The organism is Candidatus Omnitrophota bacterium, from assembly GCA_040755155.1.
Taxonomy (GTDB): domain Bacteria; phylum Hinthialibacterota; class Hinthialibacteria; order Hinthialibacterales; family Hinthialibacteraceae; genus JBFMBP01.
The window spans coordinates 134,828-147,664 of the sequence record JBFMBP010000153.1 but is presented as its reverse complement, the minus strand read 5'-3'; the positions used below and the strand labels follow the sequence as shown (position 1 = coordinate 147,664).

Sequence of the window (12,837 nt, the reverse complement as noted above, 5' to 3'; positions counted from 1 at the left end):
CCTTAAAAACAAAGATCGAAGCGCATTTGGAATATATCCGCCGCGAGGTCGTCCGGATTCGCTCCGCTGGATTCGGAATGAACGTAGTTCCATATCATCCTGAAATTGGGATTCATGTACCAATTCACGCCGAATGCGTAATCGTTCAATTCGCCGCCTTTCGCTGCGGTTACGGGAGTATCATCGAGATCGAGCCAGCCGTAGCGGAACGCCAATTCCCACGCGCCCCAGCCTCCATCCTTGCCGAAATTGCGCTTTGGCGAAGGAGTGACGAATCTTCCCGCCTGATAGGGGCGATATTCGCCGGTAAGAAAGTAGCTGATTTGAGCGTAGGCGCCGTCGTAGGTCTGATCCCCGAAACCGGACGATTGCAGATCGTTGAGGACGTACTCGCTTTGCAAGGAAAGAGGGCCGAGAACGAGCGCCGCTTCTGCTCCAAAAAGTTCGAATTGATCCACATTGTATGCGGCGTTGTCCGTTCCCGTATCGACGAGAATGTTCCCTCTGCAAAACGATCCCCGCGCTTGGATGCGGAAGGGATCGCCGCCCCAATCGCGGTGGCTGTAACTCGCCCCCAAATGCAGCAGGCGCTTACCGCCGTCCTCAAACCAAGGCAAGCCGGTTAAACGTCCGGTTACCGCCCAATCTCCATTGACGTCGTCGTTTTCGAAGCCGTTGCCGAAGGCATTCGAATTTTTAAAGGCTCCTAAAGCCCAAGTCATCCGTTTGCCGAGAATTTCATCATCCAACATTACGCCGGTTTGACGGCTGGGCGTGAGAAGATCGAGCGGCGCCCGCTCCATGAGGGTGATGTGGCTGGAGTTCGTCAATTGTTCCAAACCGAAAGGTTCTCGAAACTGGCCGACGCGAATGGTCGCCCAATCCAGGCCGGTATATCCGATATACAAGTCCTTCAACTTCGCTTGTCCATTATCGGAAAAATCGTATTGCCAATCGAAGATCGTATCGTCGTAGATTTTTCCGTTCAGCCGCAGCCATACGCGGCGGAAACGGGTTCCATCGGGGAAATCGTTATCCTCTATATTTCCCGTATACCAATCGCTTTGCACGCGGCCTCCGAGTTTGATTCTTGTGGAGCCGTCTTGAGTTTGAAATTCCAATCCCTTATTCCATGTTGCCTGAATAGAGGCGCCGCTTTTTTTCGTTTCGGGGGAAGCGGCGGCGGGTTTCGAGGAAGGCAAAGGCGCGCTTTCCTTCTTTTGCGCGGTTTCTAACTCTTCGATCCTTTGCTGCAGCTGCTTCACCATCTGCTTCAATTCCTTTACTTCATCCGAGAGATTGGATTGAGCATTCGCGCTTATCGGGACAATAAAAAATAATGCGATGGCCGAGAGTAAAAAATGATGGATCGTTGCTTTCATGAAGAATCATCCTTTCTGCGTGAACGAGATCGTCATTTTGTCTGATAGAGTTGATCGAATACGCCGCCGTCGGAAAAATGCGTTTCCTGCGCTTTCGCCCAACCGCCGAACATCTCCTCGATGGTGAAGGTTTTTACTTCGGGAAAAATCTTCTTATTTTTATCCAGAATTTTGGCGTCCGAGGGACGGTAATAATGTTTCGCGCATAGATTTTGCCCTTTTTCGCCATAAAGATTGTTCAAATAGGCTTCCGCCGCCTCGCGGGTTTTATGTTTATCGACGTTTTTGTCGATGAGAGCCACGGGCGGTTCAGCTACGATGCTGAGGGAGGGGATGACGATTTCATAATTGTGCTTGCCGATGCGGTTGACGACAAGCAGGGCTTCGTTTTCCCAAGCGAGCATGACATCGCCCATGCCCCGCAGGAAGGTGTTCGTAGACCCTCGCGCTCCCGTATCAAGCACCGGGACGTTCTGGAAAATTTTGCCAACGAATTCTTTGGCTTTTACTTCGTCGTTGTTCCACTTTTTCATGGCGTAGCCCCACGTGGCCAGATAATTCCATCGCGCACCGCCGGATGTCTTCGGATTGGGAGTAATGATGGAAACGCCGGGCTTCGCCAAATCGTCCCAATCGCGGATTCCTTTGGGATTGCCTTTGCGGACGAGGAAAATAATAGTTGACGTATAGGGGCAGCTGTTGTTCGGCAGCCGCGATTGCCAGTTTTCCGGCAGGAGATCGGCGTTTTTATGGATGGCGTCGATGTCGTAGGCTAGGGCTAACGTTACTACGTCCGCTTCCAGGCCATCGATGACCGCCCGCGCTTGTTTTCCCGATCCCCCATGCGATTGGCGAATAACGATCTCCTGTCCCGCCTTTTCTTTCCAATAGGCTTGAAAGATTTGGTTGTACTCGTGATAAAACTCCCGCGTCGGATCGTAGGAGACGTTAAGCAATTCTGTCTCCGCTTTCGCCGAATCCGGCGCCCAGCTCCCAATGAATGATACTACCACTGCAATTAACCATCTTTTAAAATGACATTTTGCCGACATGCTTTGGTCTCCTAATCAAGCGTGAATTGAATCAGAGTATTCATAAGCTTAATAAAGCAAAGGATGAACCAAATATTTATAATTAGATAACGTATTGATTTATAAAAATATAGGATATAAAAAATAAAAAGAAGCGCATAATATCCGTTAAATAAGATGGATAATCCCATATAATATGCTAGTATAAACTGTCAAATATGCTGGTCATAGGACAAAATCAAAAAATGATGGATAAGTTTAATGAAATCCTTCTCGATGTATGGCGCGAGGCCTGCCGTCATATTGAGATTAGCGAATCTACCGTTACCATCGCCCAAATGCTGGTGCGCCATCTTCCTCTCTCTCAGGTTATTGTAATGCGCGTCAATCCCGAACGTTCGCGTCTGGACGCGGCGGCCTTCGGCTTATCGGCGCCTCCGCCTCTTCTGGGCGAAACGGGGCGGGAATGTTCTTCGGCTCAAATGAAAGCGCTGCAAAATTGGCGCATTAACGGCGGAGTAAGGCATCGGCTAGGGGATAGGCCGTTTGCTCCGGATTTGAACTTTCTCTTGCCAATGAATAGGGAAGCCGATTTTTTGGCCGGACCTTTGCGCTGTCCCAGCGGCGCATTGGGAATTCTACTTCTAATCGCCGCGCCGGGCCGAGATTTCCAGGAACGCCATGCGCTTATGATGGAGATTCTCCTCGAGCCGTTCGCCATCGCTTTGGACAACGATCATCGGCTGCGGGAAATGGCCGCTTTGCGCGAGGCGGCGGAAGCGGACAAGCGTTCGTTGCTCAACCGCCTTGGCCGCCGCGATCTGGGCGATACCATCATCGGCGCGGATACGACGTTGCGTTCCGTCATGGAGCGCGTCGACCGCGTCGCCGCTTCCAATGTTCCCGTGTTGATCTTCGGCGAAACGGGCACAGGCAAGGAACTAGTCGCCCGCGCCATTCACAAACGCTCTCCTCGCGCTTCCGGTCCTATCATGCGCGTGAATTGCGGCGCCATTCCGCCGGAACTGATCGACTCGCAACTTTTCGGACATGAGCGCGGCGCTTTCACCGGGGCGGTGGAGACTTATCGAGGATGGTTCGAGCGAGCCGATGAAGGCACGCTTTTCCTGGATGAAATCGGGGAATTGCCTCTGAATGTCCAGGTTCGGCTGTTGCGCATCCTGCAGGACGGCTGGCTGGAGCGCGTCGGGGGACGCCAACCTATCAAGGTCGATGTTCGTCTCGTCGCCGCTACGCATCGGGATTTGGCTTCCATGGTCGGCGAAGGACGATTCCGGGAAGATTTGTGGTATCGCATCGCCGTCTTTCCCATTTTCCTGCCCCCCTTGCGCGACCGGTTCGAAGATATGCCGGTTATGGCGAACTATTTCGCCGAACGTTCCGCTATTCGTTTCGGTCTGCCGGCGCTATTGCCCACGCAAGAAGATATCGAATTGCTGACTTCCTATTCCTGGCCGGGAAACATCCGCGAGTTGGGCGCCATCATGGACAGGGCGGCTTTGATCGGCAACGGACGGCGTTTGGATGTGGCCAAGGCGTTAGGAGTGATGAACCTGACAGCGGGCAAACCGTCGAAGGCGTTTTTCGAAGGGGAGACGCCGCCCACTTCGGATTTTGCTTTTCTTCCCCTTGACGAGGCGGTTCGACGCCATATCGAAGCCGCTCTCGTGAGAACGAATGGGCGCATCGAAGGCCGGAACGGCGCAGCGGCCCTTTTGCGCATCAATCCACATACGTTGCGGGCGCGAATGCGAAAGTTGCGCATCGATTGGCGGCGCTTCCGCTTTTCATCGCCAGCTTCGGAGACGGAGAAAAATCCTCCCCCTTCCGCTCTCCAATGGCCATAAGATCGCGGACTGGAGGAAACTCGCAAATCGCCGCTGGAAGAATTTATGCGGTTTTAAATCTTTTCCGATTCAGCGCGCCCAAAAGGTCGATATCTCCAAAGCGCTGGCCCAGTTTTTGACAGGTTTGATATTCGGCGATGAGTTCGCAGTGTTCGTCGAGCGCTAGATTGAGGAATTTTTTGATGGCGATGTCCACCAACATCTTTTCGGATACGCCGTAAGTTTTGGATAGGTTCTGCAACTTGGCGACCAGGCTGGGATCGATATGCCGCAGTTGGATGGATACAATGGTCTCTTCGCTCATGACTGCTCCCTCATTTCATCGGATGGTATGGCTTTATTCCAAACAACAAGGAATTTCTCGCTGCATGGAAACGAATGGCGCTCTTTATCCTCTCAACGGCAAAAAATAATATTACATCAAATGTAATCTACTCGATATTATGATCGAAGAAAATCCGAATGTCAAATCGTTTCTTGACATTGCGCCGCTAAAAATTCTGAACCCCATCCTAAAATTCATTCGTTGATCCTGAAATATAGCTTATTTTCCGTTGTTTGTTAGGATTGAGTTGGGCGAAAGAAAACCATTTATGAAAATTTGTTCGGAAAGGCGGATGCTCCTTTTCGATTCTTTCGTAGCGGGTTATTATTTATAGATTATACAAAGAGGGGCCGGGCTGTTTGGACGACGGTTTTTTTCTAACCTTGAAGCCGTGGGAACGCTCTTCTTTTCGACACGCCGAATGTATTCATTCACCATATAAAAACCCATAAAATGCGGTTAAACGCATAGGAGGACAACAATGGCGATTAAAGTAGGAATCAATGGATTTGGACGAATCGGAAGACTGGTAGCGCGGGCGGCTATGAAAGCGGGCGGCATCGAGATCGTCGGCATCAACGATATTACCGACGCTAAGACGCTGGCCTACCTTTACAAATACGATTCCATCCATGGAATTTACGGCGGATCCGTCGCCGCTAAAGGAGAAGACCTGGTGATCGATGGCGCCGCTATTCCCGTTTGCGCGGAAAAGGATCCCGCCAATTTGCCCTGGGCCAAATTGGGGGCGCAAATCGTAGTCGAATCCACCGGCTTGTTTACCGATCGCGCCAAAGCGGCCGCCCATATGAAAGCGGGCGCCAAAAAGGTCATCATCAGCGCTCCTTCCAAGGACTGCGACGTTACCATTGTTATGGGCGTGAACGACGGCATCTATGACGGTTCCAAGCATGACGTGTTATCCAACGCTTCCTGCACCACTAACTGCCTGGCGCCGGTCGTCAAAGTTTTACACGAAAAATTCGGCATCAAGCGCGGCCTCATGACCACCATCCACTCCTACACCAACGATCAGAAAATTTTGGATCAACCTCATAAAGATTTGCGCCGCGCCCGCGCCGCCGCTTTGAATATGATTCCCACCAAAACTGGCGCCGCCGCCGCTATTGGCCTGGTTATGCCGGAATTGAACGGCAAGCTGGACGGCTTCTCCATGCGCGTCCCCACTCCTAACGTTTCCGTGGTCGATTTGACCGCCGAGTTGGGTCAAGCGGTGACTGTCGATGAAATCAACGCGGCCGTGAAAGCGGCGGCGGAAGGTTCCATGAAAGGCATTCTGATGTATTGCGACGAGCCGCTGGTATCCGGCGACTTCAACGGCAATCCGCACTCTTCCATCTTCGATTCGCTATACACCAGAGTGATCGACAAGACGTTTATCAAGATTCTTTCTTGGTACGACAACGAATGGGGCTTCTCCAACCGCGTCGTCGATCTGATTAAGATGATCGCGTAAGAGAGACTTTGAGATTCTGAGACTTTGAGATGGGGAGAGTGGCGTCCGCCATGTCTCCCCGTCTCCTTGCCGCTTTAATACTGGAGACGGAGAGTTCGAGCCATGAACAAGAAAACGATCGACGATATCAATCCTCAAGGAAAGCGCGTTCTCGTACGCGTGGATTTTAACGTCCCCTTGGACGCGGCAGCGAACGTTACGGACGATACCCGCATCCGCGCCGCCATCCCTACGATTCAATCCCTAATGGATCGGGGCGGCCGCGTGATCCTGATGTCCCATCTGGGACGTCCCAAAGGCCAGGTCAAAGAGGAATTCCGCTTGGCGCCCGCCGCCAAACGGTTGGGTGAATTATTGGGCAAACCGGTCGCCGCCCTCAAGGATTGCGTCGGGAGCGATGTCGCCCAGGCCGTATCCGCCATGAAAGACGGCGACGTTGTCATGCTGGAGAATCTTCGCTTCCATCCCGAAGAGGAGAAGAACGATCCCGAATTTTGCAAACAACTAGCATCATTAGGCGACCTTTACGTCAACGACGCTTTCGGCACGGCTCACCGCGCCCACGCTTCCACGGAAGGCGTTACTCGCTTCTTCAAGGAAAACGCCGCCGGGTATTTAATGCAGAAAGAACTGGAGTATCTCATCGGCGCGTTGGAGGCGCCCCAACGTCCTTTCCTCGCTATTCTCGGCGGATTAAAAATTTCCGGCAAAATCGACGTTATCACCAACTTGCTCGATAAAGTGGACGGCATTCTCATCGGCGGCGCCATGGCGTATACTTTGTTGAAGGTCAAGGGCGTCGAAGTGGGCGGTTCCATCGTTGAAGAAGAGAAACTGGACGTCGCAAAGCAGGTGTTGGAAGCGGTGGAGAAAAAAGGCGTCAAGTTTCTGCTGCCGGTAGATCATAAAGCGGCCGCCGAAGTGAAAGAGGGCGTGGAACCGCAAGTTATTAACGCTTCCTCGATTCCTAGCGGCCTTAAAGGCGTCGATATCGGCCCTGCTACGATTGCGAAATACAAAGAAGAGATCGCCAAGGCCAAGACTATCGTCTGGAACGGACCTATGGGCGTTTTTGAAATTCCCGCTTTCGCCGAAGGGACGATGAGCATCGCCAATGCGGTGGCTTCGTCCAACGCCGTGTCCATCGTCGGCGGCGGCGATTCGGTCTCGGCGGTTCACAAAGCCGGCGTAAGCGATAAAATTTCTCATATCAGCACGGGAGGAGGCGCCTCGTTGGAACTGCTCGAAGGGAAGCTTCTTCCCGGCGTGGCGGCTCTCTCGGATAAATAAAGGAGAGTGGAATGCTCTACTATTTACTCTGTCTTATTCATTTTTCTATTTGCATTGCTTTGGTTTTCTTCATTCTGCTGCAAGCGAATAAAGGACTGGGGCTTTCCGGCGCTTTTGGTTCGTTCGGCGGCAGCGACAGCGTCTTCAGTACTTCAGGCTCCATGAATATTCTGGTGAAGATCACTATCGGCTTGGCGGTTACTTTCGCTCTGACGAGCATTCTGTTGACTATCGTCTTGCCTCCTTCCGGAGCGCATAGCATCATGGCGACTCAAGACGAACAACAGACAGGGCAATCCGTGCAGGATTTGGTGAAACAAAGCCAGGCTACCAAAGAGAACGCCGCCGTTCCAGCTCCCGGCGCAGGCGCGGCGGGAACCGCCTCGGAAAAAGCGGACGCAGGTTCCAGCCCCCAAACTTCAGATCCTCAACCGCAAGCGCCTGCTTCCAATAATTCTCAGATTCCCGCTGCTCAAGGACAACCGGCCCAGCAGGGAGGACAGCCGTAAAGATCGAATTAAGCTTTTTGAAAAACGCGGCCCAGGAAACGATTTCCTGGGCTGTTTTTTTCCCGCAAAATTTTTGAATTCGTCTAAGATATGTTTTTATTATTGACGGAACGGCAAAAAATCAATTTCATGTGGTGCGGGCTTCCAACCTGCACAAGATATACTGCAGGCAAGATGCCTGCACCCCAATAGGTAGTCACTCGACAGCAACATCAATACTTTTTGCCAGAGCGTCATTATTGGTTCCATTCCAAGAGATAAGGATACTATCGATGCGATCTTCTTCCTGCGATCGGCGGGCGGTTTTCTCCTGGTGCTTATACGATTTCGCCAATTCCCCCTTTACGACGCTGGTCGTAACTTTTATCTATGCCACATATTTCATTAAGGCTTTCGCAGCGGACGAGAATATGGGAACGGTTCTATGGTCGAGAGGCGTAACGATTACGGCTCTCGCCTCCGCCATGCTTTCGCCGTTTCTGGGCGCCATTGCGGACCGAGGGGGTTTTCGCAAGGCGTTTCTCTTCTTTTTCACCGCCGTCGCGGCGGGAGGATCGGCGATGTTATATACGATTATGCCAGGCCGGACAAGCGCGGCTTTGTTTTGGTTCGTAACGGCCAACATCGCTTTTGAGATGGGAGAAGTTTTTTATAACGCCTTTTTGCCTGACATCGCTCCTCCGGAAAAAATCGGGCGCATATCGGGATATGGCTGGGCGATGGGGTATATGGGAGGATTAATGGCGCTGCTTATCGCCTTCGCCGGTTTCGTTCAACCCAGCGTTCCTTGGTTTGGCTTTTCCAAAGAATTGGGCGAGAACATCCGGGCGACGAACCTGTTGGTGGCTGTGTGGTACGCCCTTTTCTGCATTCCCATTTTTCTTTGGGTGAAAGAAGATCGATCGCGGGCATGTTCGGGGGGAGAAAAAATCCTGGCGTCGAGCGTCAAGCAGTTGATCGAGACGTTTCATGAAATCCGGCGATACCGGCAAATCGTAAGGCTGTTGGCGGCGCGCCTTTTTTATAACGATGGGCTGATTACCATCTTCGCCTTCAGCGGCATCTACGCCAAAGGAACGTTTCATTTCGCCGATTCGGAGTTGTTGATTTTGGCGATTTGTTTGAATATCGCCGCCGGATTGGGAGCGTATGCCATGGGATTTTGGGATGACCGTTTGGGAGGGAAAAGGACGGTCCTCATCAGCCTGGCGGGATTGACGCTGGCCGTCATCTTCGCCGTCGCCGCTCAAGGGAAAGCCATGCTATGGATCGGCGGCCTGTTGGCGGGCATCTTTTCCGGCCCCAACCAATCGGCGAGCCGTTCTTTGATGGGCCGTTTCGTTCCGACGGATAAAGAGAACGAATTTTTCGGTTTTTTCGCTTTTTCCGGCAAAGCCACCGCTTTTTTAGGCCCCTTTTTATTCGGCGTATTGACGCAGACGTTCGCTTCGCAACGCGCAGGCGTCGCCGCCATCATTGTATTCTTTATCATTGGCGCTTGTCTCTTGGCCAAGGTGGATGAAGCGGAAGGACTACGCTGCGCCGGACGATCGGCGTGAATACTTCATTCGCTAATGAAAGGTTAACAAAAAAATACTTTATTTCGCTTGGGAAAAAACTATAATGCGGGTGGACGCAAAACGGCGACAGATTAGTCTTTGATATCGTACTTTGTTTATTGTTCTTGATGAAGGATAAAAATCTCCATGATTGTAGAAACAGCCGGTTTATCCTTTCTTCTGCTAGCCGTTGGCGGCCTTTATTTATTGTCGTCGATAAAAAAAAATAAAAAGTATCTTCTATTGACCGAATTGGGATTGATTCGCGGCGTTTTGCAGTACAAGAAATCCCCTTTCTACAAATGGGGTTGGAAAAAGGAAAGCGACAGCCGCGTGTGGGGGGAGCGGATTGTACGGGAAGCGTTCGAAAAAGCCAATGTTGGATTGAATCCCGACGACCTAGAACTATTAAAGCAGGCTTGCGATCAGCACGCCGCTGGAAAAACCGTCGAGAAGACGAATATTCTGAACCGGATCGATAGGATCCTGGAACGAAGCGAATCCGTCTCCAACGTCGCAGTCGCCTACGTTCATCCGCTTCTGACCGAAGCGTTCAATACTCCCCCGCAAGCGGCCAAGGCGATTTTGGACCGGATTGCGATTCAATCCGTCCCCAAGAACGCCGTCATGCGTTACGCGGTTTATCAATTCTCGGAGCAGTTGAACTCGATCGGCAAAATTATTCTATTTCCCAATACGCCCGGTTTTGAAATCAAGGCTAAAACCGGCGAGACGATCATGCGCTTGCGTGGATTCGAAGGATGGGAGCATTGGTTGAAAGCCTGTAAAGGCGCCGTAGAACAATTTATCCGCTTGCGTACTTTCTCAGGCGGGAAGGAAGCAGTCCTTTATCTCAAAACCCAAATTCTGGACAACATCATCCAGAAGTTTCTGGACGACAGCGCAGAGTCGCAGCAGTACGTATACTTGATGGGACGGCAGATTGTTCAAGACGTCATGTCGTTAAACGTCCAGGACATCAAGTATCGGGAGATGCTGTTTTATCAATGGCAGTTCGCCGATGATATTACGTTTACTATGCGCGATCATAAGAAAATCCGCGAACTTTTCTCCCAGACGGATCTGATTCCCCGTTTCCGCGAGATTCTTATTCAATCCATTACTCCATTGTACGATTCTCTTCCTGCGTTGGCGAATCGGTTTCCCCGCCATGTTATTTTTTATGGCAAAGATTCGAGCACTCGTTCCTTCGCGGCGCAACAATATCTTCAGCATCTCTTCAGTATATTGAAATTCATTGCCGGCCTATATAACCAAAAACCCCGCATTCCCATTTTCCTGCGCATTCTGGATAGCGATGTCGCACGGGCGCGCAGCGGAGAAGCCCCACAGGGAGAAGAAGCGGAACCGAAGACCCGAAAAAGAAAAGGAGAGGCGGAGGAGGAAGGAGACGTCTTCTACAATAACCGGGGACACATGCCGCAGCTGCTCGATTATCATAAAAAGCTGATCGTTTTCGAAAAGAACCTCGATCCCTACGCCGCCGAAAAGATGGGGTGGATCGTCGAGGTTCCCGTCGATGAATTTACGCTGCAAGAACACGCTCAGTTCGATATGGGGGATTATCTGACGTATAAGCGAATTGACTGCTCGCGGCGCGGGGATGTTGACGTTCATGGCGACGATAAAACCGCCAAGAGCCAATGCCGCCAGTTTTTAAACGCCATTCTCAATGAAATCGTCTCGCCCAGCGGAGTGATGAAGATAAATGATGAATGATGAATGATGAAAAAAAACATGTCCCATTTTGTTTTTCATATGTTCTCGCTAATCCTATGGATTATTCAAGGGTAGAAAAAATCTTGCTTTTACCTTCCCGCCGATGAAACGGGCTATTGTCGTTTGTCCCTTTAAAGGGGCATTTAAAAATAGTCCCGCCTTTCAAGGCTGGGATGGCCGAGTGTCGGGCGGTAGGCGCGCTATATCGGTCGGATAGGCGAGACGCTTGTTTTCCCACTTCTCTCTGCCAACCAGTTTTTTTCAGCAAGCCTCAATTAGGATTTTGATAAAATAATTGCGTCTTTTCCATCTATCCCTTCGTTTATGTTCATTGAAGACCCAATTTCACGATGGATGAACGGGATGTTGCTCTCAGACGAACAATTGATCGTTGAAAGCGGAAATGGCTCTCTATTGGCGTTTGAACTTTTAGTTCAACGTTGGGACAAGCGGATGCTCAACTATTTTCTCCGCTGCGTCGGCAATAGGGACGAAGCGGAAGACCTGCGCCAGGAGTTGTTTCTTCGCATTTACAATCATCGCCGTTCCTTTGCGCCGGGCGGTTCGTTTCAAGCCTGGCTTTACCGCATCGCTACGAATTTAGTCATCGATAAATTTGCCAGAAAACGGAGTCCCGTCATGCGGCCTATCGATTCGAACGATGAGGAAAATTGCGAGCGATCGCTGGCGGCGGCGGACGGCCTTTCGCGCGACGAAGCTTCCCGCCGCGAAATCGGACGCCGCATCGAGGAGGCTCTCGACCTCCTTCCCGGCGAGATGCGCATCGCCCTGGTGATGCGCCATTTCGAAAACCTGAGTTTCAAGGATATAGCGGAAGTTCTTCATTTGCCGGAAAGTACGATTAAAACCCGCGTCTATCGCGGATTGGACGCCATGAGGAGGGAATTGAAGCGGCTTGGCGTTCTGGAAGCGGATTGTTTTCAGACGGCGTAATCATCGCCGTCAGGAGGAAAAAGGATGACTCGCGAGGAATTGGAACAACGCATGGTGGAGATGCTCTATGGAGAAATTTCCGGCGAGGATCGCCGCCGTTTCGAAGCGTGGCTGGATCAGAATCCCGAAGCGAAGGCGGAGTATGGCGAAATCGAGAGAACTCATCGCTTGCTGAATTGCTTGGATGAGGCGCCCGCTTCCGTTTTGCCTTTGCGCGCCAGTTTGAAAGCCTCCACGCCGCCTCGGCGATGGGGGCGATGGCTTGCGGCGGCGGCCTGCCTGGCGGCGATATTCTGCGTTTCCCAAGGCGTGGTTTTGCAAGTGGGCGATGTGCGGTTGGCGCTGGGACCGGCGGCGGACGCCTCGGCGGTGCGCGAGGAAATTCGCGCCGAATTTCAACGAAATTACCAACCCGCCGTCGATCAACTTGTGAAAACGGCGGAGCAGATGGTTTCCCAAGGCCAGACGGTCGCCGACCGCCAGGACGCTATGGAGCGTTCGATGATGCTGTTGGCTTCTTTCCGCAAAGTGGATCAGGAATTAACGCAGCGGAAGATGAAGGATTTCTCCGTCGATCTGATGCGGGCGATCGACGACCGCCTCAACAATATCTACGCGCTCGCATACAATCCGATCCCCTATTCCGCGAATGACGCAAGCCCGGGTTTCGAAAGCAAAAAGAACAATTGAAATTCAACCTTA

At 51.6% G+C, this 12,837-nt stretch carries 11 protein-coding genes; 8 read left to right on the top strand and 3 right to left on the bottom strand.

The window, feature by feature from the left end; all coding sequences use genetic code 11:
• Positions 1-2 precede the first annotated feature (2 nt).
• Positions 3-1,382, bottom strand: a complete 1,380-nt coding sequence (locus AB1656_24315) for a porin (GenBank protein MEW6238523.1) — start codon at positions 1,380-1,382, stop codon at positions 3-5.
• Positions 1,383-1,414: 32 nt separating this feature from the next.
• A complete protein-coding gene (locus tag AB1656_24310; protein ID MEW6238522.1) occupies positions 1,415-2,434 on the bottom strand; it encodes a sulfate ABC transporter substrate-binding protein in 1,020 nt (339 codons plus the stop codon).
• 224 nt (positions 2,435-2,658) lie between these two features.
• On the opposite strand from AB1656_24310, the gene AB1656_24305 reads away from it, so the two are divergent.
• Positions 2,659-4,281: a sigma-54 dependent transcriptional regulator gene (locus AB1656_24305; GenBank protein ID MEW6238521.1), complete on the top strand. Its 1,623-nt coding sequence runs from the start codon at positions 2,659-2,661 to the stop codon at positions 4,279-4,281.
• A 43-nt stretch (positions 4,282-4,324) separates the two neighbouring features.
• Here AB1656_24305 and AB1656_24300 read toward each other — a convergent pair whose 3' ends face one another.
• Positions 4,325-4,585 carry a hypothetical protein gene (locus tag AB1656_24300; protein ID MEW6238520.1) on the bottom strand — a complete coding sequence of 87 codons (261 nt, stop codon included), beginning with the start codon at positions 4,583-4,585 and terminating at the stop codon, positions 4,325-4,327.
• Positions 4,586-5,087: 502 nt separating this feature from the next.
• Between AB1656_24300 and gap the strand changes: the two genes are divergently transcribed.
• From gap to AB1656_24265, 7 genes are all read left to right on the top strand, one after another.
• Positions 5,088-6,083, top strand: coding sequence for a type I glyceraldehyde-3-phosphate dehydrogenase (gene gap, locus AB1656_24295; GenBank protein ID MEW6238519.1), 996 nt, complete (start codon positions 5,088-5,090; stop codon positions 6,081-6,083).
• A gap of 102 nt (positions 6,084-6,185) precedes the next feature.
• Positions 6,186-7,373: a phosphoglycerate kinase gene (locus AB1656_24290; GenBank protein MEW6238518.1), complete on the top strand. Its 1,188-nt coding sequence runs from the start codon at positions 6,186-6,188 to the stop codon at positions 7,371-7,373.
• Positions 7,374-7,384: 11 nt separating this feature from the next.
• Positions 7,385-7,882: a preprotein translocase subunit SecG gene (gene secG / locus AB1656_24285; protein MEW6238517.1), complete on the top strand. Its 498-nt coding sequence runs from the start codon at positions 7,385-7,387 to the stop codon at positions 7,880-7,882.
• Between the two features lie 272 nt (positions 7,883-8,154).
• The gene (locus AB1656_24280) at positions 8,155-9,441 is read left to right on the top strand and encodes an MFS transporter (protein ID MEW6238516.1); all 1,287 of its coding nucleotides are present in this window, start codon (positions 8,155-8,157) and stop codon (positions 9,439-9,441) included.
• A 147-nt stretch (positions 9,442-9,588) separates the two neighbouring features.
• Positions 9,589-11,181 carry a hypothetical protein gene (locus AB1656_24275; GenBank protein ID MEW6238515.1) on the top strand — a complete coding sequence of 531 codons (1,593 nt, stop codon included), beginning with the start codon at positions 9,589-9,591 and terminating at the stop codon, positions 11,179-11,181.
• Positions 11,182-11,544: 363 nt separating this feature from the next.
• On the top strand, positions 11,545-12,135 hold the full coding sequence (locus tag AB1656_24270) for a sigma-70 family RNA polymerase sigma factor (GenBank protein MEW6238514.1): 591 nt from the start codon (positions 11,545-11,547) through the stop codon (positions 12,133-12,135).
• Positions 12,136-12,159: 24 nt separating this feature from the next.
• Positions 12,160-12,825, top strand: coding sequence for a hypothetical protein (locus AB1656_24265; GenBank protein MEW6238513.1), 666 nt, complete (start codon positions 12,160-12,162; stop codon positions 12,823-12,825).
• The last annotated feature ends 12 nt before the right edge of the window (positions 12,826-12,837 follow it).

Coding starts and splice junctions, on each gene's coding strand:
- AB1656_24315 (MEW6238523.1), bottom strand. CDS start 1,382: ATGAAAGCAACGATCCATCATTTTTTACTCTCGGCCATCGCATTATTT.
- AB1656_24300 (MEW6238520.1), bottom strand. CDS start 4,585: ATGAGCGAAGAGACCATTGTATCCATCCAACTGCGGCATATCGATCCC.
- AB1656_24265 (MEW6238513.1), top strand. CDS start 12,160: ATGACTCGCGAGGAATTGGAACAACGCATGGTGGAGATGCTCTATGGA.
- AB1656_24270 (MEW6238514.1), top strand. CDS start 11,545: ATGTTGCTCTCAGACGAACAATTGATCGTTGAAAGCGGAAATGGCTCT.
- AB1656_24290 (MEW6238518.1), top strand. CDS start 6,186: ATGAACAAGAAAACGATCGACGATATCAATCCTCAAGGAAAGCGCGTT.
- gap (MEW6238519.1), top strand. CDS start 5,088: ATGGCGATTAAAGTAGGAATCAATGGATTTGGACGAATCGGAAGACTG.
- AB1656_24280 (MEW6238516.1), top strand. CDS start 8,155: ATGCGATCTTCTTCCTGCGATCGGCGGGCGGTTTTCTCCTGGTGCTTA.
- AB1656_24305 (MEW6238521.1), top strand. CDS start 2,659: ATGATGGATAAGTTTAATGAAATCCTTCTCGATGTATGGCGCGAGGCC.
- secG (MEW6238517.1), top strand. CDS start 7,385: ATGCTCTACTATTTACTCTGTCTTATTCATTTTTCTATTTGCATTGCT.
- AB1656_24310 (MEW6238522.1), bottom strand. CDS start 2,434: ATGTCGGCAAAATGTCATTTTAAAAGATGGTTAATTGCAGTGGTAGTA.
- AB1656_24275 (MEW6238515.1), top strand. CDS start 9,589: ATGATTGTAGAAACAGCCGGTTTATCCTTTCTTCTGCTAGCCGTTGGC.